This window comes from Leptospira soteropolitanensis (genome assembly GCF_026151655.1).
GTDB classification, from domain to species: Bacteria; Spirochaetota; Leptospiria; order Leptospirales; family Leptospiraceae; genus Leptospira_A; species Leptospira_A soteropolitanensis.
The window spans coordinates 19,477-41,830 of the sequence record NZ_JAMQPN010000008.1; the positions used below are offsets into that span (position 1 = coordinate 19,477).

The following is a 22,354-nucleotide window of genomic DNA, read 5'->3' on the forward strand; positions in this document are numbered from 1 at the left end:
CTGTCAAATTCTAACTCCAGACTCCGAGTTCCGATAGTCCAATACTTGATTCTAAAATGAACCAAACAAAACTAAAACTCCCGATAAAAATGGGATATGGACTCGCCGAAACAGGTATAACAGCCGTTCAACTTTTTACCCAAATTTACCTCTTAAAATACTACACAGAAATAATAGGTCTAAACTCAAGTTTGGCAGGCATTGCCCTTTCCATTTCGGTGATCTGGGATGCAGTGAGTGACCCGCTTATGGGAAGAATATCAGATCATACCCATACAAAATGGGGCCGCAGAAGGCCTTATATACTTTTAGGTGGAATCTTACTTTCTTTAGCAGTTCTCCTTCTCTTTTCCCCTCCCCACCTAACTACACAAATTGGGAAGTTTTCCTATCTTTTATCCGTTTATCTTTTTGTAAATACTGCCATGACCATTATTTCTGTTCCACATATTGCCTTAGGCGGTGAACTTAGTTTCGAACGAAATGAAAGGACTTCTGTGTTTGGATGGAGACTGTTCTTTAGTAATATTGGAATGCTTATTGGGATGATTGTACCCGCGGCTATTTTACAAACCTTAGGTGATGAATTCTCAAAAGAAAACATTATTCTCTCACGCACAACTGCAGGAGAAATAGTATCTCTAGTCATTTTGCTTTCCTCCATCATTACCTTTCTTGTAACAAAAGGGAAAGATCAAACCGAAGAAAAACCAGAACAAAAAATTCCATTTTTTAAAGCGTTTATATCTGTTTTAAAAAACAAAATGTTTCTAATTTTACTTTTTGCCTTTATCATTGCAACAATCGGAAGAACATTCAATTCAGCCATCGCTCTCTATTACTATGAATATAGACTAGGCCTCAAAGAATCACTTGTAGTAATCAATATACTTCTGCCTTTTTTCCTAGTGCTCCTTCTCTCTATTGGATTCTGGGTTTGGATCGCAAAAAAAATTGGTAAAAAGATCCCTGCTTTTCTTGGAGTTTTTGGATTAGGGGTTCTTACTGTCATCGTCTATCCTCTGTTCCCTTATGGAGAATTACGCCCTCCTCTCATCGCAGCATTTGTTGGTGGAATCTGTGCAGGTTCAATACTCATTATGGATTCTATCCTAACAGATGTTGTAGATTACGATGAATTCAAAACTGGCGAAAAAAGGGAAGGTTTGTATTTTGGAATTTGGAAGATGGGTGTTAAATTTTCACAAGCATTCGGAATTGCAATCACTGGATTTTTGCTAGATATGATTGGATTTCAAAACGGAGCAGTTACACAATCGGAGGAAGTTGGATTCCGCCTTGCCATAATTTTTGGACCAGGTGTAGGGTTCTTTTTTATTTTGGGTTCCTTACTTTTTTTATTTTTCCCATTAAGCGATACAAAACACATGCAAGTCCAAAGAATCTTATTGAAACGTAATAAAAAGAGATCCAAGGTATAAAGAAGATATCTATATGAAACCTGGCCGCACCTTACAATTCATCGCATTTTTATTGATCTACTTCATTGTCCCTTTTTGCGCCTGTTTGTTCACTTTATTATTTGCTAATTATACAGCCTCGGCATTTTTACCGGATAAGTTCTTGGCATTATTTGAAGCTACACAAATCAAAAATGATTTAACATTATCCGTATTCACTTGGGCTCCATTCCCGATCATAACGCTCATTTTGTTTTTTTATAGTTTGCCAATTGCCAAATTTCTTTTTTCTACCAAAAGTTGTAACTTTATTTCAGAAGAAAGAGCTCGTCACAGAATCGTCCACTCACCATTGACGATTAGTATTTTAGGATTTATAGGTTGGGAACTTTCTAATTTCCTCAGTGTTTGTCGTATCGATACACTCTTTCCTGAGGCTCCCCAACAAAGTATCATTACTGTCTCTATTTTATTTGGATTTTGGGGACTTTTTGCTTTTGCTTTTTCTTATGCCACAACAACCTATTTAAATAAACTTCTAATCATTCCCTGTGTTTTTCCTGAAGGAGGCCTCGGGAAATATGCTCATGGAAAACAATTCTCCATTGTCACAAAACAATTTATTTTTTGGGCAGCATCTACCCTTTTTCCAATAGTTCTTCTCATATTCGGTTTATTACTTCGAACAAACCAAAATATTCTGAATCTTCACGAACTTATACATAATGATGTTCTCTTTGAAGTCATTGCAATCATGCTTGTTTTTTCTTTTGCCTTTGCAATGTCCTTCGCATCCAGTTTACAACACCCGCTGAACCAAATCGAAAAAGCAACAGAACTTATCAAAGAACAAAAATTCGATACTAGAGTTAAAATTTTTAGTTCCGATGAATTGGGGCTTCTTGGTGACGCAGTAAACGAAATGGCAGAAGGTCTTGCCGAAAGAGAAAGGATTAAAGATACTTTTGGTAGGATTGTAGACCCAAGAGTAAGAGATTACCTCCTCTCCAATGAACATAGTTTAGGTGGTAAGGTGGTAGAAGCTTCCATTCTGTTTTCTGACCTGAGAGACTTTACAAAACTTTCAGAAAAACGAAAACCAGAAGAAGTGTTATATATCCTCAATCGTTATTTTCAGGAAATGAGTAATGCCATTGAAATCCACGGTGGATTTATCAATAAATTTATTGGGGATGCAATTCTTGCGGTTTTTGGAACTCCTATGCCAATGTCAGACCACGCCGAACGAGCGTTTGCAACTGCCCTGCAAATGCAAAAGAATCTAGATGCACTCAATGCACAGTTTCTCAAAGAAGGGCTTGCAGAACTAAAAATGGGAATTGGAATCCACACAGGCAGCCTTCTTGTGGGAAATATTGGATCTGCCAATCGAATGGAATTTACAGTCATTGGTGATACCGTCAACACTGCTTCTCGCGTGGAGGGTCTCTGCAAAGGTCTGAAAAAAAACCTCCTCCTTACAGAAAATACAACAGCACTTTTACCGGAAAGGATTCGATCCCAACTACATTCTGAAGGAGAATACGAGCTCAAAGGAAGGGAATCGAAAGAAAGGATTTATTCTTTTTCTGGAGCAGAATAAAATGATTGAACTTCCTTCTTAAAACTCACAAAATGGAAAGGGAATGAAGGTTGTTCTGAGTATATTTGTGTTTGGACTTTTCTTAGTTTCGTGTAACGAAATTAAGTTGGTCAATCGGCAAGATATTTTAGATCTTTTAGAAGGAGATGGGACACAGAATGGATATACATCCTCTGGATCTTCCAATTCATCTTCCAGATCATCCACTGACAATGGCAATTCGAACAATTTAAACTATCATGGAATGACTGATTCAGCAACTGGAACCAATACTTACGGTTCTACGGGTTCCACTGTGGGAAACCCTCTCGGATATTAATCACAGATTTTTTTCCTATTTGATAAACTCAAAAAAATCATCCATGAGAGGCCTAAAACAAGAACGAATAGTGATTTTGGCCACCTTTTCATTTTTAGGCCCATAATTCAAAATGATATCATTCGGATCCCGAATGAAGGAAAAGATCTTATTCACCTGAAAATCAGCATGTCCGTCCTGCACCTTAATCACATACTCAAATTCGTGTTCGTTAGCGTCTACTTCCCCTATTCCATAGGGAACGTAACATTTGATAAGACCGATGCCTTTCAGCTCTCCCGTCTCTTGGTTTTCCGATTCAATTTTAGAAAGTTCCGGATCTAATTTGTATTCCAACCATTGTTTGGCTTTTAGATAACTGCGGGTTTTTTGATAGGATTTGTTGTCTCTTGAGTCTTCTGTGGTTCGGTATTTGGATGATACAATCCAAAGTTTCAAACACATAGAGTTCTGAAAGATAAGGAAAAAGAAAGCAACGAAGAGGAGTCTTTTTGGCATCATTTCAATGCTTCCCTTTCGTCACCCGGCTCGCAAAACAAATCTTCATAAAGATGAAAAATTTTCTCTTTATTGGGAAGTACAGGGAAGGGCACTACATTCGGAGGCAAAAGGGATGTGTTCTGGTTTGTTTTTTTGATCTTATGTCTCTTGGACTCGATTCTATCTCTCACCTTTATATTTTCGGAATTGCCCTCCCCCATTCTACAGTGCTCAAATAAAAATTGGATTGAATTTGTCGGGGCATCACTTTCAATCTTGAACATGCCCGATTTTGATCGTATTGATCTTATGAATTATGCCATGTACGGAAATGATTTTGATCCCCAATGGGATGAAATCCGTGCATTTTTAAAAACGAATGTATCTGCTCAAAAAGAGCTAGAAGAGATTAAAAGAACTGTTCCGAGCCCCCACGTCGGAAAAAAACGTAGAGAGCCTCTCGCCACTGATCCGAGAGATTCGAATACTAGTAGCGGAATGAACCAAGACGTCAGAACTCCCACCGGGGAATCTTCTACCAAATCTTGGTGGCAAAAAATCTTAGGAGATTGAAATGGAAAACACCGTAGACCAAGTCAAAAAGAATGTTGAGAACATCAAAAAGTTTGTAACTCCGTTCTTCAATTTGGCAGTAAACACAACAGTCTACGGTTACCATAACATTGTGCCGAATGGCAAACTCATTCTCACGTGCAATCATAGAAGCGATATGGATCCTTTCGTAATTGGTTCTGTGTTCCCAAGATTTATTTCTTGGATTGCTGCAGAGTATACCACTCGCATTCCTCTCTTCAAAGACCTGGTAGAAAAAACAGGAACCATTCCTATGGCCATCGATGGTAATATCTCTATGGCCAGTATCAAAAAGGTACAACAAGTCTTTAAAAACGGAGACGTGCTTGGGATTTTTCCAGAAGGCCATGACTATATGGTGCAAAACGATTTTTCTGCACCACTTGCCAATTTCCATTCTGGATTTGCCGCCTTTAGCCTTCGCAATAAAGTGGACATCCTTCCCACTGTGATCATCCCAGAAGAAGAAACAGTCACCGATTACCCAATCCCTCCCTTGGTTCGTGCCTTTATGGGGATGCCCAAAGAAGTTTGTGATATCAAACGCCGAGTGGTTTATAAAAAAATCAATGTGGTGTTTGGGGAAGTGATCAAATACGACACTTACGCCCACCTGCCTCTTGACAAGGGTATGGTGGAGGTTTCGAACGAGACCAAACGTAGAATGGGTGAATTGCAAAAAGTAGATTATCTGAAAAAATAATCGAATGCCAATTCAAATTGGCCGAGTATTGACCCCAAATCCACAATATCTTTGTTAATTGATGTTCAACTATAAAATCGGCACTATGGCCGATTTACATTCAAGGTATATTCTATCTAAACTTCTACCTCTCCAGAAAACACTTCCTTTGCAGGTCCTGTCATCATCACTGATCCGTTTTCTTTCCATTCTATATGAAGGGTTCCCCCTCTCAGATCAATTTGTACGGATCGTCCCGTTTTTCCATTTAAGATAGAAGCAACGGTTACAGCACAAGCTCCAGTCCCGCAAGCTAAGGTTTCCCCAGCTCCTCTTTCCCAGGTCCTTTGGTAGAGATGGTCTTTTCCTCGAACAGAAACAAATTCCACGTTCACCCTTCGTGGAAATAATGGATGGTTTTCAATCAGAGGGCCAATTTCCCGAACCGGGAAGGCATCGGCATCATCCACATAAATCACACAATGTGGATTTCCCATGCTAACAGCCGTAAAATGATACTGCTTTCCTTGGACTTCTAATACTTGGTTGATGACTGGATCGTTACCTGCCCATACAATGGGAACTAGTGATGGTTTGAGGATGGGTTCCCCCATATCCACAGTCACCATTTCTACTTTTCCGTTGTTTCCCGTTTTTAAGTCGAGGGTGAGGACTCCCTTTCCTGTTTCAATGGTTGGCTTTTGGTTTTTAGTAAGGCCGTGGTCAAAAACAAATTTTCCCACACAACGAACTCCATTCCCACACATCTCAGAGGAACTTCCATCGGAGTTGTACATGTCCATTTGGAATTCACCGGTTTTTGAATTACGAATAAAAATCACCCCATCTCCACCAATTCCAAAATTGCGATCGGATAGTTTTTGGATTTGTTCTGGACTCAGACGGATATCATTTTTCGTGGCATCGATATACACGTAGTCATTTCCAATTCCTTCCATTTTGGTGAAGTTAATTTTCATCGGTTCCTCTCTTATCTCACCCCATGTTTTTTTCACTATGAATGTTGGCAAGCCAGATCAAGGTTTTTTAGTTTGACCCTTGTTCTCAGTAGTTAGACTGACTCAATAGAGCATGAAATCTTGTATCCTTTGCCAATCTTCCGAGTCCAAAACCGTTTTCAATGAAAATGGAACCCCCATTTTAGAATGTAAAAACTGCGGTCATGTTTATTCCTCTTATGAACAAGAAGAACATTACGAAGGTTATTGGAACGGGGCAGAACAAACCTATGATTTAAAATGGTGGGATGATGCACACCGCGCAGTGTATTCCGATTTTATTTCCACATACTTAAAATCGGATAAAGGAAACCTTCTCGATGTAGGTTGTGGCCTTGGATTTTTTGTGAAGGCAGTGCTAACCAAAAAGCCAGGTTGGTCTGCCGTTGGTTATGAGATTTCCAAACAAGCTGTCAAATTTGCCAACGAACAAAATGGAATGAAAACGGTTTATGCCGGCCTTGTTCAGGATTCCAAACTTCCCAAAGAAAGTTTTGATATCATCACTTTATGGGATGTGATCGAACACATTCCCAAACCACATTCTTTACTCACTTACCTACATGGTCTACTGAAACCTGGTGGGATCCTTTTTTTACAAACTCCAAACTTTCCGATCCAACTTGCCAAAGCAAACTTAAAGGTAAAACTAAAAGGGATGAAGGAAGGTGTTCATTACCTAGAAGCCAAAGACCATGTAAACAATTACAAGATGCACACTTTAGCGGAACTGGGAAAACAATGCGGGTTTATTGAACCAAAGTACAAAGTACTTATGCCCATTCTTTCGGTATCAGGTAGCAAAAGTAAACTTGCCGTTTATTTAAAGTTAGGTTACTATTATTTTACCAAATTAATCTTTACTCTGAGTTTTAGTACCATCAACTGGAACAATACATTATTTTTGACGCTTAAGAAGCCATAATTCAGCGAAATCTAAGGCAAAAACTGTATTCGGTGCTGTCCAAATCGGTGCCGAAGATTCAAAAGGATACTCTGCCACACCCGCACCCGTTCCCCACATTGTAGGAATGTGAATGCTTGCGATTCCGTGGCGGTTGGCTCCCAGAACATCATCTTCCCAATTATCTCCAAGTAAAATACAATCCTCTGGATTTTCTTTGGCTGCTTCTAATACGTAAGAGAAAAATTTTGTGGATGGTTTTTCAAATCCCACTTCTTCGGAAGTAATCAGTGTAAAACGAAAAACTTCCGGTAAAAAAGAAGATACTTTTAGTAATTGAGTTCTCAAAGTTTCATTGGTGGTTAGAAAAATTGGAAATCTTTCGGATAAAGCCACAAGTTTTGGAAATAATTTAGTTTGGTAGATTTCCTTTTTTGCTTCCGTTTGTAAATAAGTCAAAAAATGGAAATGATATCTTTCTTCCATCCACAAAACGTCAACGATGTCTTTTGTTTGGAATCCGTTTAGGGCCGTCGGGTTTGTATCACTTGGTTCTTGTTTTACGTTGGATTGATTTTTCACAACATCTAACATCAACTTAAAACAAAGTAACCGTAAACGGTTCGAACTATGGCCTTCTAGTTGGATTTTTACTTTTTTTCTAGCAGAATCGTATAAAGAAACAAAATCACCACCTAATCCTCGCTCTTTCCAATCTTTGGCACATTCGCCAATGGCAAATTCATATGCCGGTTTCGAAGGTAAAAGGGTATTGTCTAAGTCCAAAAACAAAGCCATATCAGAAAAGAAAACCATAGACAAACTTTCTGTCAACGGTTTGGTTTTTAATATTTACTTGTATTCTATTGCTTCTTCCGATAGAGTTTCGCCATGATCTCCCTCTCCTCCATTTTGGCAGTGTTATTCTTAATTCTTGGACTTATCTTATCTCTCTATGGAGTTTGGACTTGGTCTGATTCTATGTATGAAAAATCCCTGGGTTGGAATCTTAATTTGATTTGGGGAGGAGTGGTGTTCTCTGTGGGAGTTTTGTTTGGAATTGGGAACCGGATTGCCACCCGATTCCCCAAAGAACCAAATCCTTAAACTTTGACTCTTTCTAAAACAAGAGAAAGGAAAGGAATGAAATCACTGAGAAGTTCAGGAAGTTCGTATTCCAAAATATCTCCAGCATAAACAATATCATTTTTCTCCATTGCAGAGGCAATGTTTGACAAAGTCTCATTCAAACTTGTTATCACATCGGTAAGTTTTTTATCCTCAATGGCTAGGGATTGCCAATCAAGTTCCGCATGACGAGTTTGAATCGACACAAGTGCCGACATAAGACCCGTTAAACGACCAACCGCATCATTTAAAATCTCAGATGCCAAATGGTCTTTTCCTGATTGGAAGTTTTCATTTACCAACATAAAGTCTTTGATGACCTTTTCTTTATCATCCACAAATCTAGAAATGATTTCAATCAGTTCACTTTCATCCATACGCATCACAGCAAGGCGAGTGCTTAGATCCATAAGGAAAAGTTTTACATCTCGAAGGTCTTCCAAAAAAGTTTCAATTGCTTTTGTGGAATCTAAAACTTCGGATCCATTTTGCAAAGATTCCAAAATTTCCTCTACGTTTTTACCTTTCCCCATTGGTTGGATGAGGTTTAAGTTTAAATTCAAAAGTTTCGTAGTGGTACGAATCATAGAAATGATCCAAGGAATTCCTTCTTTTAAATCCTCTGTTTCCTTTTCCGTCAGAGAATCACGACCCACAAGGGTGCTTCCCACCTTATCAACGTAGTTGTCGACTTCCCAAAGACTGTCTTCAATTACATCTAGTTCTTCACCCACAAATAAATCCAAACGTTCGGTTTCATCCACACCCACTGCATTTAGATCGGAACGATTTAGTTCTTTCCCATTGACCGTGAAATGACGTAGATACTTCCCATTGGATTCAATCCACTTCTGAATTTCATCCAACACTTGGCCGAGGTTTGTTTCGCCATCTAGTTTAGTATCTAATTGTTGTTCGTTGATATAAATATTCATCATTCCCCACCGTTCCCTCTAAACATATTATTCTGTAAATAGTTCCCCACTGATTTGTTTTTCCCCACACCTTGTTCCATATAGAGAAATCTTTGTTTCAGTTTGGCTTCAAAACTAATGAGATGTGACTCATGTTCTTTGATTTTTTTATTATTGCCTGCAACACTTTCTTCCAGAAGTTTTACTTTGCTTGTGACAATCCCAGAAGCATATTGATTATAAGGTTTTAGAATTTCGAGAAGGCGAATCCCAACCCCTTCTTCCATCTTTGCATCGTTATTTGGATCAGAGGCAAATAAGTCCCTTACCCCATCTGGATTTTCAGAGAGGACGGAAATCAAACGTTCCTGATCAATTTGTAAAAGTCCATCTTGGATTTTTTCCCAGTTAGATCCAACTGCTCCCGTAGAGATACCGATGTCCGTTAATACTCTAAATCCATTTTCTTTTGTCGCCGGATAATACGAGTTTGCTGTTGTTTTCAAAGAAGCAATGAGTCTTAAGATGGCATTTTCACCAGCAAGGATTCCTGATTTCGATTTGTTGTCCCAAAAATCTTTTGAGATGTCTGCCGATTTAGAATCATCACTTTCTTTTTTATCAGAAATTTTGCCATTTTTTTCAACAGAAGTAACTTCCTTCGAAAACCTCATGAGTTCATTATATGCATCCACCCATTCTTTGATGAGAAGAGAACCTTTAGCATGATCCACATGAATTTTTAGAGTTACCGGCTTCTCTGTAACTTTGTGAACATTGAAAGAAATACCTTCCAAAACATCAGCAATGGAATCATTTGTTTCACGAGTGATTTCCACACCATCAATTTTGATTTTTAGATCTTTTCCTTCTTGTAATATTTTTAATGGTTCAGCAGTACCAGGTGCAGGCGGTGTCACAAGAGTGACTGATTTAATAAGAACAGGAGTAGTTGCCGCATTTGATAAAATAATATTTGTTAAATTTTTATCTGAAGCAAAATCACCAGCTGGGAAAATATACTTAGATTCTGTTTTGGTAATAGGAAGGAATTTGTTACGAACACTTCCCTCCTTTTCAAATCCAATTCCCATTTCCATTACCGCTGGAGCTTCACCAACGATTTCTACCTCAACAAAAGCTCTTTCTTTGATTTCTGTTACAGCAAGAGGAATCGAGAAAGCAGTATCAGGTTTAATCGTAATCCCTTCTTCTGTTTGTAATAATTTTTCTGTTTCTAAATCCGACTTTTTAAATTTGGTTTGGTCCCAAACTTTGGATCCTATTACATCTAAAGATAATAATTGATTTGTATTTTCTAAACTTGCTTTGTTTTCACCAACAAGGCCGGCCAATTTCAAAATTCCATTGGGATCCGAAAACTGAAGTTCATTTTTTTTACCGGTTTTTACAGAAGTTACCGTGAGGATGGAGGAATCCTTATCAATTTTGATAATGGAAGTTTCTGCAAGCGACCCAGCCATATTCTTAATTGCATTTGTGAGTTCACCGAGAGAACCACCAGGGAAGGTCACTGTTTCTTTTGATTTTCCAGAAAAAATAGTAAAACTACCTTCTGGCAAACGAATGTCGGTATCGACTGCAACACCAGATAACTGATGTTTGCTTGCCATCTCGATAATTTCTAAGGCTCTGTCTCCAGATTTTGCAGCCCGAGAAGCCTCACCGGTAATTACCCCTTCTTCCGAAGAGGAAACCGATTTTGTAGCAAAGGGGGCCGTAAAAGAGACAAGGGCTCGGGTTTTGGTTTGCAGGTTCGTGGAAAGATTTTTCACTTCTCCCCAGATTTGCATCTGAGCCTTGGCATACTCATTTTCGGTTTCCCACCTTCTTATGGGTCGGCGTTCGAGTTCGACCAGTTTTTTAACGATATCGTTTGTATTTTGCCCAGTCATTAGACCCGGCATGGTGTAAGCTGGCATATCGTCCCCAATTCCTCTGAATCTAATGTCGTCGAAATCTACAAAAGGATTAGGAATTTACAGAATTTTTTCCTTCCCAAATCCTAGAATTATGACTGCTAGCCCTACAGAAAAAATAGAACTGGGGAACCAAAATATCTTCTTCGACCGCGAACTTTCTTGGGTCGACTTCAACCATCGTGTCTTGGAAGAGTCCTTTGACAAAGAAAACCCTCTCCTCGAACGTCTTAAATTTCTTTGTATCACAGAATCCAATTTGGACGAGTTTTTTATGGTTCGTGTGGCGGGCCTACTCAACTTAAAAAATGCGGGAATAGAAGAACGAAGCCTAAACGGTAAACGAACTTCCGAAACGATAGCTGAACTTTATTCTAAAGTGGGACAATTTGTCAAAAGGCAATATGAATCCTTAGACGAAATCCTTGTCGAACTTAAAGAAAACAAAATCGTAGTTGTACAGGACCCAAGTGAGCTTGCTGGTGATGACATTCAGTTTGTAAAAAATTATTACAAAAGGGAAGTATCTTCCATTCTCACACCTCTTGCCATCGATCCATCGCATCCCTTCCCACATATTCTAAATAGGACATTGAATTTAGGAATCACATTATATTCTGATGATGATAAAAACAAAGCAAAAGAACTTTTCGCAATTGTACAAGTACCGAGTGTACTTCCACGTTTTTTACAATTACCTCCAAATAAAGACACTGATGTAAGAAGATATTTTCCACTAGAAGAGATCATAAAACTGCACTTAGGTGATCTTTTTTATGGAATGAATGTAAAACAAATCCATACTTTCAAAATTGTTCGGGATGCGGACATCTCGATCAATGAAGAACAAAACATCGGCGACCTTCTCACAACGATGAAAAACGAATTAAAAAATCGGATGTGGGGAGATGCTGTTCGTTTGGATGTTCATGCAGGTGCAGGCCATATCAAAGAACTATTACGCGGACTTTTAGAACTAGAAGAATACCAAGTGATGGAAATTCCCACCTTACTCAGTTTAAACGATATGATGTTTTTTCAAAGTTTAGAAAAAACAAGCCATCTGAAATATTCCTATCCTGTTCCCAAATCTGGATTTGCTGCCAAAAAAAGTGAATCTATCTTTTCTGAAATTCGCAAAAACGACCACCTGCTCCACCACCCGTACGAAAGTTTTAAATCCATTGAAGATATGTTAAAGATCGCAAGCCAAGACCCTAAGGTCCTTGCAATTAAGATGACTTTGTACAGAACTTCTGGAGATTCACCCATTATTCAATTTCTGGGAGAAGCGGCAGAGAATGGAAAACAGGTAACTGTTCTTGTGGAACTCAAAGCTAGGTTTGATGAAGAAAGAAATATTCGTTGGGCAAAGAAATTAGAAGATAGCGGTGTACATGTTGTTTATGGTGTAGTTGGACTCAAAATCCATTGCAAAATGTTACTCATTGTTAGACGTGAAGATGATAAACTCAATCGATATGTCCACTTAGGAACAGGAAACTATAACTCCACCACTGCAAGATTTTATACAGATTTAAGTTTATTTACGGCAAATCCTGAGATCACAGAAGATGTGGCGATTCTTTTTAACACGATCACAAGTTCCGGCAAAATGCCCAGGTTATCCAAAATCTATGCAGCTCCTACTTTTCTAAAAGAGGAATTCCTTCACCTCATTCAAAGGGAAACGGACAATGCAAAGAACGGAAAACAAGCTCGTGTGATTTTTAAAATGAACTCTCTTGTGGATCCAGATGTAATATTAAAACTCTATGAAGCTTCGCAAGCTGGAGTCAAAATTGACTTAATCATTCGCGGGATTTGTTGTTTAAGGCCCGGAATTCCGGGGGTTTCGGATAGGATCAATGTTCGCTCCATTGTAGGACGGTATTTGGAACACTCTAGGATTTATAGTTTTGAAAACGGTGGGAAACCAGAAGTGTATTTGGCATCTGCGGATTGTATGCCAAGAAACTTTCTTCGCCGAATTGAAGTTATGTTTCCCATCTTACAAGACAAACATAGGAAAAGAATCGCAAAAATTCTAGAACTTCTTCTCCGCGATAACACGCAAGCGAGGGTTTTAGAATCAGACGGAACATACACACGTTTGACTCCAGGGGATGATGACCCAGCGGTAAACTCTCAAATTGATATGGTTGATATCTAAAGGATAATGAATGGATTTTACGAAAACGAAAACTGATTTAGCTGGACTCATTGGCGAAAAAAAAGTCATACAAAAAAATGACGGAACTATGGATGAGGCATTGTTCAATTCCTATGGAACAGATAGGACTAAAGTTTATCCTCCGAACTACCAAGTTCTTGTCTTTCCAGAAACTACAGAAGATGTCGCGGCAGTTGTTACTTATGCTTACAAAAACGAAATTTCTATAGTTCCTTCTGGCGGACGAACGGGTTACGCTGGCGGCGCTGTTGCTAAAAATGGCGAAATAGTTTTATCGTTAGCAAAAATGAACCAAGTAGTTGATTTTGACCCTTTTCTAGGCACCTTACATGTGCAAGCTGGAATGATCACAAAAAACCTACACAAAGAAGCGGAAGAACGTGGCTTTTATTTCCCTGTTGATTTTGCAGCTACTGGTTCAAGCCATATCGGAGGGAATATTGCCACCAATGCCGGTGGTGTGCGTGTGGTTCACTACGGACTGATTCGAGATTGGGTTCTTGGTCTTACTGTTGTGAATGGGAAAGGTGAAATCTATAGATTCAATGGAGAGATCTTAAAAAACAATACTGGATATGACCTCAAACATCTGTTTATTGGTTCGGAAGGGACGTTAGGAATTATTACCGAAGCAGTAGTGAAACTAACCAAACCACCCAAAGACATTCGAGTGATTTTTCTTGCGGTTCCGGAATACAAAAACATTTTAGAAATTTTTCGAGAAACACATAACTTCGATTTACCGCTCCTTGCTTTTGAGTTTTTAACCGATTATTGTTTAGAAAAAGTAAAAGAACATTTAGGAGTTCCTGACCCTTTTCAAATATCTAGCAAGTACTATGTTTTAATGGAATTCGAAGTGGGGGGTGAAACGGACGAAGAAAAACTTTATTCCATTTTAGAGTCCATCACCGAAAAAGAATTCATCACCGATGGCTCCATTGCGCAAAACTCTCGCCAAAATGAAACGTTCTGGAAGTATCGCGAAGGGATTTCAGAATCTCTGTCCCTCGCATATACAGTTCACAAAAATGATATCTCTCTTCCACTTCGCAACATGGAAGCTTTCCTAGATGAGATGACTTCCCTTTTGACAAAAAAATACCAAGGGTTTCATATTGCTCTTTTTGGACATATCGGGGATGGAAACCTTCACCTAAACATCGTTAAACCAAAAGATCTATCCGATACGGAATTTTTTGCCCAATGCAAACAAGTGGATCCAGAAATGTTTAACCTCATCCAAAAATTCAAAGGATCTATTTCTGCAGAACACGGAATTGGACTTTTGAAAAAGGACTATTTGAACTTTTCGCGTTCCGAGTCAGAAATTCAGACGATGAGGGCCATCAAATTAGCCTTTGACCCCAAAGGAATCCTCAACCCTGGAAAAGTGCTTTAATTGCAAGCAAAGGCAGATCTTCCGAAAAATCCTGGTCGATCTGCTTATTTTATAGGCACACACCAAAAAAAAGCTAGATTTTAATCAGAGACGGTCTATACTGTAACTATGTTCAGGAATGTGATCAAAATATTTGGGATATCCCTACTCACAATTTCCCTGAGCAGCGCATTTCTTTCAGAAGAAAATGTTCTCGTTCGGACTCGCGGAGCCAAATCCAGTCGAGTGAGCGGAAAGGGCCAACTTTCAAGTTCTCTTACTGCAGCGGTTCAAAAATCTTCTTCTGAAGAAACTTCAGGTACAAAAGATTTAGAAGATGTGCTTACTTGGAATGGGAAAGGTCAGACTACACTTTCGACCCTTCACTTAACACATAACCACAATCTCCACTCCTCTTTTGTTTCAGGCCTTTTAGCCTCTCATTACCTAAGTTTACCTCCACCCGTTTAACTCCTCTCTACCGCTTAAACCTGTGTCCCGTGAGGGACACAGGATGTTTTTATATTTTCAACGTTTCCTAAGATTTGTTTCTCATTTGCCAAAGATTCTTGCGGCTGTTCCAGGGAATTCCTGACTCTGGACAGTCTTTTTTTTGAAAACTCCTCCGTCTCATTTCCTATATTCTAGCCAATATGTTCAATGTTTAGGATTTGTCTGAAACATTAGAAATATTTTAGAATTGAGTATCTAAGCCAAAATGAATGAGTGGACAATATGACGGCAAACTGGTCGGCAAAACTGATAGCTCTACTTTTAACGGTAACCGTAGGTTTCCCGTTAGATGGTACATCAGACACAGTTTCCGAATATTTGGAAGCAAATCTCCACCAAATTAAAAAGTCTTATTCCTCCTCTCTTGAAACCCCTGAAGATACAGCAATCGATAATCAAAAGATTTCTTCTATTGATGATTCTGCTACACTAAGTCGTACTAGAGCGGACTTTTTAGATTTTTTTAACGAAAGCAAATCCGATTTATTTTCCGAATCGCTTTTGGTTAGTTATGTTGATTTGATTTCAGAGGGAACTTACGTTCCTAGCTTACTTTCCTCACTCCTCTTAAATATTCCTCCCCCTGTTTCTTTACTTTAATCTACTTCAGCTTTAGCTGAGGATCAAGGTATGTCCTTAGTTCGAAAGGATAGAGCCATACCTATGTTTTCATTTTCTTAATTTTTTAATGTTTGGTAATTTATGAGTTTTCGTAAAAGAATCGGTATCTACCTCTTTCTTGTGTTCTCTACCACCTATTTATGGGGGGAAGAGAGCGTCGCACAGGCAAGTGAAGCGCTTAAAAGGCAACTCTCGGATGAAAATCCAAGATCGTCCTTGGGATCTAGTCTTTATCCTGATGATCAAAAGTTGATTCGTGACATTGACTTGGAATCTGCAGAAACATTGCTTTGGAAAAACAATCTTTTACTCATTGCATCTCGCTTCCAAATTGATGTAAAAAAAGCAGGCATTTTACAAGCGGGACTCTATGCAAATCCTAACATTGCCATCGATCAAAGTATTTTTGCAGAACCAACGCAAAGGTATTTTGATACAACAAGATCAGGACAGTCTGTTGTTCAAATCCAACAAGTATTCTTACTCGGTGGAAAAATTGATAAACGAGTCAAAGTAGCAGAACTCAATGCAAAGATATCCGAACAAGAGTTTTATGATTTAGCTCGCGCGGTCATTACGAAACTGAGAAGAACGTTTTATACAATATACTTTTATAAAAAAGCTGTTGTATTTTACGACCAAAGTATTGCCTCAATTGAAAAAACGGTCGATTCTTCGGAACTCGCTTACAAGAGAAGAGCACTCCTCCAAGCAGAACATTTACGTTTGAAAGCTCTCTTATTCTTTCTGAAAAAAGAAAGAGAAGACCTTGCCATCAAAGTTTACGAAAAGGAAGCAGATTTAAAAGTTCTTTTGAACGATGACTTGTATCGTGATGCAAGAGTAGAATTTAATCCAAATGTTAACGAAACCCAATTAGATAAAATTGTTCCTAATCAAGTAAAATTAGAAGACTTAGTGGAGATTGCTCGCGAGAATCGACCTGACCTAAAAAAATCATTACAAACATTACGTTTCGAAGAAGCAAACTTGGAACTTCAATACGCAAATGCCATTCCTGATTTATCATTTGGACCAGTTTATAACCGAGGTGGAACTGCTTTCCAAAATTATTGGGGAGTCACAGCTCAGCTAAACGTTCCTCTCTTTGACAGAAACCAAGGTAATATTCAAGCTGCTGAAAAAGCTATCCTTGTCCGCAAACAAGAGTTAAAGAACAATATTCTTGAAGTAGAAAACGAAGTTGCAGTAGCTTACCAGTCTGCGCGTATCAAAGATGCACTTTATAAACGTTTTAGTAACGCATATATTAAAGATTACGGAAGCTTATCTTTAGATATGATCATGAGTTATGAAAAGAAATACATAACCATTTTGGAATTCGCTGATTTCTTTGAAACTTATCGCTCCAGTATTGTTGAGATGTTAAAACTCCAAACAGACCGAATGGAAGCCATTGAAAATGTAAACTATGCTGTGGGTAAAGGAATCTTTATCCCTAAAACTGAAAATCAAACTAATCCTAAATCTGAGGAATAAAATGTTAATCACCATAAAATCTTTGAACCAAAAGGCTAAAATCCTCCTAATTTCAGGGGTAGCTCTTGTAGTCATTGCTGTCATTTTTATGATTTTTTCCAAACCAGCAAAGCCAATTCACAAACATCCAGAGAAAGCAGAAGTTTTTGACGATGGTCTTCGTATCGTATTTAAACCAGGTAGTCCGGGCCTAGACATCGTAAAATCAACGGCCATTGGAGGCGGTGGAGAATTTGTCAGTTTAGAAGCTCCCGCAAGATTGATAGCATCAACTTCTCCTTCAGTTAGTAATGGAGCTCGTATCATACTTTTTGAATCGGCGGAATTGAATGATCTTTACGTAGGTTATGTTCATGCAAAAAACAAACTCCATAGATCCAATAAAAACTTAAGCAGGATCAAAGACATGTTTGTTCATCGTGTCGCAACTGAAAAAGATTTGGTCGAATCAGAAACGGATGCTGGTAACGACGCAGCTGAACTTGCAGAATTTGAAGGTAAACTTAGAGCACAGGGTTTGAACCCAAGTGAACTAAGTACAGCGGGAAGTTTAAAAGCATGGATCATTACTGATGTTCCTGAATCTCAAATTTCTACATTACGTAAGGGGAAAAAAGTGAAAGTTGTATTTGCTTCTTTTCCAGATGAAGAGTTTGTCGGAACAGCAGAAGCAATTGGAGATAACGTAGATCCTCTAACCAGAACGGCAAAAATGAGAATCATCGTAGTCAACGAAAAGTACAGATTAAAGCCAGGTATGTTTGGAGTTGTAAAATTCCCTGAGCAAACTGGCGGTGACAGTGTTGTACTTCCTTATACTGCAATCGTTACTGTTGAAGGAAAAAACTATGTCTTTGTTGAAGAGCAACCACTAACATTCAAAAGGCGAGAAGTAGTTCTAGGAATTTCAACAAAAGAAAGAGTAAACATTATCGAAGGTCTTTCTCCTGGTGAAAAAGTAGCCATTCAAGGCTCCATCCTTTTGAAAGGTTTAAGTTTTGGATTTTAATATGAAAAAACTTATCTTTTTATCTATCGCCGTTTTTTTATTCGGTTTTTCACTGTTCGCACAAACCACTCCTTACCCAAAAGATAGAGAGGGAAATGATATCAAACCGGAGTGGACACCAACAAAATCGGACCAGTCAGCCTTTGGTGAAGACGAAAAATTAAAAGCAGATAGTTTAGACGCAAAAAGACTTCCAAAATCTACCAATTTCTGGGTTTACGGCGCGTCTATTGGCTCTCCTGCAAGTATAAATTTTAACTTAGGTTACTACTTCAAAGATATCGTCTTACGTGGATCAGGTGGTGCTTGGGGACCTCATTGGTATGGTGGTCAAGTAGATTTAGGTTATACTTTTTGGAAAACACCTGTCATTGCACATAGTATTTCTATTGTTGGCGGATACTTTGAAGTAAATCCATTTGCGCCTGAGGTTGGCCGTGGAGGTCAGTCTTCTTATCCAACCGGTGTAAATATACCAGGATACAACAGGAGAGATCCTTCTCAGGAAGATTTGCTCATTCGATCTTATGTAAACTCCATCGATAGCAACATTGGTACTTTCTTAGAATATGAAAGTCGAGAAAGACAAAGAGTTCACCTATCACAAAGATATATTGGTCTGACTTACGACTTCTTACTTGGAAACTTCTTTTTGCAAGTAGGTGGAGGTGTTGGACAAGGCGACTATAAAAACCCTCAGTTATTACTACAAATGGGTTACCTCTTCAATACGAGGGAATATCATGATTAAAGATTTTATTGAAACAGCATTAAAAAATCGTATCACCACACTCATCGCGGCAGCAGTAGCCGTTTTATTTGGAATTTGGGCATGGGTTGATATACGCAAAGAAGCATATTCAGATATCGCAGACACTCAAGTTCGGCTCATTGCAAAATTCCCTGGAAAAGCTGCGGTAGAAGTAGAAGAGCGAGTCACTCTTCCCATTGAACGGGTATTAAATGCAATTCCTAAAGTTGCTGTAAGGCGATCAAGAACCATCAATGGTTTAGTGGTATTTCAGTTTGTATTCGAAGATGGAACAGATGATTATTTTGCTCGTATGCGACTTATGGAAAGAGTTGCCGATGCAGATATCCCTGAAGATGTTCATCCGGCACTTGGACCAATGAGTTCACCCGTTGGTGAAATCTATCGTTATGTTGTAGAATCATCAGAAAACCATACACCTATGGAACTGCGAACCATCCAAGATTGGATTGTAATGCCGAAGATGTTACAAATTCCAGGAATTGCCGATGTAGTAACATTTGGAGGTTTACCAAAACAATACCATGTGGTCACTTCCCCCGATAAATTAATTCGTTATAAGTTAACCATCGGTGATGTTATTAAAGCAATTCAAGAAAACAACTTGAACACGGGAGGTAACTTGCTCCTTCAAGGGGAACAAGGATTTCCGATTCGTTCTCTTGGTGCCATTAGAGAACCAAAACATATTGAAAACATTGTTGTTAAGACAGTAAATGGAGTACCTGTTTTTATTCGAGATTTAGGTTCGGTTGAAATTTCACATCCGATTCCTAGTGGCGTCTTAGGTTATACGATACAGAACGATGAAGAAGGACTAATTGATGTCGATTCGTCTGTTCAAGGTTTGGTGGCCATGCGTCGTTGGGGCGATCCTAACGAAATGGGTGAAAGAATTCGTGAAAAAGTAAAAGAAATTAACGAAAACTATCTCCCCAAAGGTGTCCAACTCCGTAATACATATGACCGAACTGATTTAGTAAACTATACTCTTCGCACGATTGGTAAAACATTAGTAGAAGGTGTAGTTGTCGTAAGTTTGGTATTGATTTTCTTTATTGGAAGCGTAAAAGCATCTCTTGTAGTTGTAGCGACCATTCCCTTTGCAATGTTGTTTGCTTTTCTCTTAATGAATATGACCGGGATTCCGGCAAGTTTACTTTCACTAGGTGCAATCGACTTTGGTATCATTGTGGATGGGGCCGTCATCATGGTGGAGAACATCATGAGGAGATACAGAGATGCTACACCTGAAGAAAAATCACACGGTATCTTAGCATTTACACGTGATGCAGCATCCGAGGTAGGAACTGAAATCCTATTTTCGATATTGATCATCATTTTAGCATACCTACCAATTTTTTCTTTTGAAAGGATTGAAGGTCGATTGTTTAAACCGATGGCTTTCACTATTTCCTTTGCCATCTTAGGTGCGTTAATTTTTGCGATGGCAGTGATACCTGTACTCATGTCCATCATTTACAAAACTTATTTTGAATCAAAAAATCCAGGCCCTATTGAATGGCATAACCCTGTTTATGATTGGATTGAAGTTCGGTACAAACGCATTATCGAATTTATAGTAAATAGATCAAAAAAGGCAGTTAGATACACATTCAGTGTAGTAACCATTTTTCTTGCCATTGGTATGTTTTCCCTAGGAACAGAATTTCTTCCTGAGATGGACGAAGGAGGATTTAATATCCGTATTTTCTTTCCAGTAGGTATCTCCTTACCGGAAGCAAGAAAGTTCATGCCAAAAATCAGACAAACGATTTATAAAAATGAACAAGTGAGCGTTGTTATTTCGCAGCTAGGAAGAAACGATGATGGAACAGACCCTCTTCCTCCAAACCGGCTAGAAGTTTTAATTGGTTTAAAAGATTACAACAAATGGAAGGAAAAAATCACCAAACAGGAATTACTTCTCAGGATGAGAAATGATTTGGAAGCAACACTTCCAGGGGCGCGAGTCAGCTTCTCCCAACCAATTATGGACAACCTTTCAGAAGCCATTATGGGTACCATAGCCGACCTTGCCGTATTTGTATCCGGAAATGACCTAAAAATTATGCGCGGAATTGGAAACCAAGTTCTTAAAGAAATTAAGGAAATGAAGGGAGCTAGTGAATATGGTATTGAACAAGAAGCAGAAAGCCCTCAGTTAACCATCAACATCAATCGCGAAGCCGCAGCAAGATTTGGAATTAACGTAATCGATATCCAACAAATGATTGAAGCTGCGATTGGAATGCAACGAGTGAGCACCTTGTATGAAGGTCCTTCCGATATTCCTCCCAAAACACCAGCACGATTTGGAATTGTTGTTCGATTTTCAAAAGACTACCGCGCTTCTAAACAAGCTATAGAGAACATGCCGATCATTTCACCAAAAGGAGAACGAATTCCTTTATCGCAATTGGCCGATATCGAAGTAATTGATGGACCTACTATGATTTTTCGGCAAGAGGGACGTAGGGTCGTAACCGTACGAACTAACATTCGCGGACGTGACCAAGGGGGTTTTGTTTCCGAACTTCAAAAACGAGTAAAGAAAAAAATCAAACTTCCTGATGGCTATGAAATTAGATTCGGCGGGCAATACGAAAACTTATCACGTGTTGGAAAAAAATTAGCACTTGTTATACCAATCACAATCTTAATAATTTTCGGTGTTCTCTATATGCTCTATAGAAACCTTAAATATGTCTATGTTGCATTAGCATGCATTCCGCTTTCCTTGTTAGGTGGAATTTATGCGTTGTTATTGAGGGGATATTACTTTAACGTTTCAGGTGGAGTGGGTTTTATTTCTCTATTTGGAATTGCAACGATGGCCGGTGTATTGTTTGTTTCCAGAACCAACCATCTACTCATTGAAGAACCGGATATTACAACAAAGGCCGCTGTAAAAAAAGCAGCAGTCATTCAGCTTAGACCGATGCTTATGACTATGTTATTAGCATTGTTAGGATTAATTCCAGCTACACTTGGAACTGGAGTTGGATCCGACGTTCAAAGACCACTTGCAACGGTTATAGTTGGAGGATTGTTTTCTGCTATGTGCCTTGTTTTAACAATCCTTCCTTCTTTATATTTGGTTGTTGTGGGTGAAAGAAAACCAAATGCAAAAGAACTAGAGGAGATGAGTCACAAAAAACATATCCCTTTCCTCGATTTTGTAAGCGAACTAAGCGAAGAACCTTTGGAAGAAGATGATGACGAGGCTGAAAATACCTCAACGAAAAAGAAAAAACCTGCTAAGAAAAAGAGAGGAACTTAAATTCTTTTCATATATTTAGTAAATACCCGTTTCTCCTATTTTACAGTCCAAACCAGTGTATTGGTTTGGACTGTTTT

At 38.7% G+C, this 22,354-nt stretch carries 20 protein-coding genes; 15 read left to right on the forward strand and 5 right to left on the reverse strand.

Translation table 11 applies throughout. The features are described 5' to 3' along the window. Positions 1 to 56 precede the first annotated feature (56 nt). Genes ND811_RS15225 through ND811_RS15235 form a run of 3 tightly spaced genes read left to right on the forward strand, consistent with a single transcriptional unit; the run spans position 57 to position 3,343 of the window. Positions 57 to 1,442, forward strand: a complete 1,386-nt coding sequence (locus ND811_RS15225; RefSeq protein ID WP_265352970.1) for an MFS transporter — start codon at positions 57 to 59, stop codon at positions 1,440 to 1,442. Positions 1,443 to 1,455: 13 nt separating this feature from the next. Continuing rightward, entirely contained in the window at positions 1,456 to 3,024 is a 1,569-nt protein-coding gene (locus ND811_RS15230) for an adenylate/guanylate cyclase domain-containing protein (RefSeq protein ID WP_265352969.1), read from the forward strand. A 43-nt stretch (positions 3,025 to 3,067) separates the two neighbouring features. Further along, positions 3,068 to 3,343 carry a hypothetical protein gene (locus ND811_RS15235; RefSeq protein WP_265352968.1) on the forward strand — a complete coding sequence of 92 codons (276 nt, stop codon included), beginning with the start codon at positions 3,068 to 3,070 and terminating at the stop codon, positions 3,341 to 3,343. A 15-nt stretch (positions 3,344 to 3,358) separates the two neighbouring features. Here the strand turns inward: ND811_RS15235 and ND811_RS15240 are convergent, their stop codons facing one another. Continuing rightward, positions 3,359 to 3,844, reverse strand: coding sequence for a DUF4468 domain-containing protein (locus ND811_RS15240; protein ID WP_265352967.1), 486 nt, complete (start codon positions 3,842 to 3,844; stop codon positions 3,359 to 3,361). A gap of 261 nt (positions 3,845 to 4,105) precedes the next feature. Here ND811_RS15240 and ND811_RS15245 point away from each other — a divergent pair, with 261 nt between their 5' ends. Both ND811_RS15245 and ND811_RS15250 read left to right on the forward strand, forming a co-directional pair. Beyond that, entirely contained in the window at positions 4,106 to 4,396 is a 291-nt protein-coding gene (locus ND811_RS15245; RefSeq protein WP_265352991.1) for a hypothetical protein, read from the forward strand. Position 4,397: 1 nt separating this feature from the next. Further along, positions 4,398 to 5,120 carry a lysophospholipid acyltransferase family protein gene (locus ND811_RS15250; protein ID WP_265352966.1) on the forward strand — a complete coding sequence of 241 codons (723 nt, stop codon included), beginning with the start codon at positions 4,398 to 4,400 and terminating at the stop codon, positions 5,118 to 5,120. Positions 5,121 to 5,236: 116 nt separating this feature from the next. Here ND811_RS15250 and dapF read toward each other — a convergent pair whose 3' ends face one another. Continuing rightward, entirely contained in the window at positions 5,237 to 6,079 is an 843-nt protein-coding gene (dapF, locus tag ND811_RS15255) for a diaminopimelate epimerase (RefSeq protein ID WP_265352965.1), read from the reverse strand. A 112-nt stretch (positions 6,080 to 6,191) separates the two neighbouring features. On the opposite strand from dapF, the gene ND811_RS15260 reads away from it, so the two are divergent. Then, positions 6,192 to 7,043 carry a class I SAM-dependent methyltransferase gene (locus ND811_RS15260; protein WP_265352964.1) on the forward strand — a complete coding sequence of 284 codons (852 nt, stop codon included), beginning with the start codon at positions 6,192 to 6,194 and terminating at the stop codon, positions 7,041 to 7,043. Here ND811_RS15260 and ND811_RS15265 read toward each other — a convergent pair. Then, on the reverse strand, positions 7,017 to 7,838 hold the full coding sequence (locus tag ND811_RS15265) for an HAD family hydrolase (RefSeq protein WP_265352963.1): 822 nt from the start codon (positions 7,836 to 7,838) through the stop codon (positions 7,017 to 7,019). The genes ND811_RS15260 and ND811_RS15265 overlap by 27 nt on opposite strands. A 75-nt stretch (positions 7,839 to 7,913) precedes the next feature. On the opposite strand from ND811_RS15265, the gene ND811_RS15270 reads away from it, so the two are divergent. Beyond that, positions 7,914 to 8,129 (forward strand): hypothetical protein, encoded by a 216-nt coding sequence (locus ND811_RS15270; RefSeq protein WP_265352962.1) that lies wholly within the window; start codon positions 7,914 to 7,916, stop codon positions 8,127 to 8,129. On the opposite strand, the gene ND811_RS15275 is transcribed toward ND811_RS15270, so the two are convergent. After that, positions 8,126 to 9,088, reverse strand: a complete 963-nt coding sequence (locus ND811_RS15275) for a hypothetical protein (RefSeq protein WP_265352961.1) — start codon at positions 9,086 to 9,088, stop codon at positions 8,126 to 8,128. The genes ND811_RS15270 and ND811_RS15275 overlap by 4 nt on opposite strands. Beyond that, complete coding sequence (gene fliD, locus ND811_RS15280; RefSeq protein ID WP_265352960.1) at positions 9,085 to 11,007, reverse strand: flagellar filament capping protein FliD; 1,923 nt, start codon at positions 11,005 to 11,007, stop codon at positions 9,085 to 9,087. The genes ND811_RS15275 and fliD overlap by 4 nt, the downstream gene beginning before the upstream one ends. Positions 11,008 to 11,032: 25 nt before the next feature. Between fliD and ppk1 the strand changes: the two genes are divergently transcribed. The 8 genes from ppk1 (at position 11,033) to ND811_RS15320 (ending at position 22,277) form a co-directional block, all read left to right on the forward strand. Then, positions 11,033 to 13,177 carry a polyphosphate kinase 1 gene (gene ppk1, locus ND811_RS15285; protein ID WP_322113480.1) on the forward strand — a complete coding sequence of 715 codons (2,145 nt, stop codon included), beginning with the start codon at positions 11,033 to 11,035 and terminating at the stop codon, positions 13,175 to 13,177. Positions 13,178 to 13,187: 10 nt separating this feature from the next. After that, entirely contained in the window at positions 13,188 to 14,600 is a 1,413-nt protein-coding gene (locus ND811_RS15290) for an FAD-binding oxidoreductase (protein ID WP_265352958.1), read from the forward strand. A 120-nt stretch (positions 14,601 to 14,720) separates the two neighbouring features. After that, the gene (locus tag ND811_RS15295; protein ID WP_265352957.1) at positions 14,721 to 15,050 is read left to right on the forward strand and encodes a hypothetical protein; all 330 of its coding nucleotides are present in this window, start codon (positions 14,721 to 14,723) and stop codon (positions 15,048 to 15,050) included. Positions 15,051 to 15,314: 264 nt separating this feature from the next. Further along, positions 15,315 to 15,692, forward strand: a complete 378-nt coding sequence (locus ND811_RS15300; RefSeq protein WP_265352956.1) for a hypothetical protein — start codon at positions 15,315 to 15,317, stop codon at positions 15,690 to 15,692. A 102-nt stretch (positions 15,693 to 15,794) separates the two neighbouring features. Next, positions 15,795 to 17,213 (forward strand): TolC family protein, encoded by a 1,419-nt coding sequence (locus ND811_RS15305; RefSeq protein ID WP_265352955.1) that lies wholly within the window; start codon positions 15,795 to 15,797, stop codon positions 17,211 to 17,213. 1 nt (position 17,214) lies between these two features. Continuing rightward, positions 17,215 to 18,222, forward strand: coding sequence for an efflux RND transporter periplasmic adaptor subunit (locus ND811_RS15310; RefSeq protein WP_265352954.1), 1,008 nt, complete (start codon positions 17,215 to 17,217; stop codon positions 18,220 to 18,222). Position 18,223: 1 nt separating this feature from the next. Beyond that, complete coding sequence (locus ND811_RS15315) at positions 18,224 to 18,973, forward strand: hypothetical protein (RefSeq protein ID WP_265352953.1); 750 nt, start codon at positions 18,224 to 18,226, stop codon at positions 18,971 to 18,973. Further along, positions 18,966 to 22,277, forward strand: a complete 3,312-nt coding sequence (locus tag ND811_RS15320) for an efflux RND transporter permease subunit (RefSeq protein ID WP_265352952.1) — start codon at positions 18,966 to 18,968, stop codon at positions 22,275 to 22,277. Before ND811_RS15315 ends, ND811_RS15320 begins: the two co-directional genes overlap by 8 nt. Positions 22,278 to 22,354: the final 77 nt, after the last annotated feature.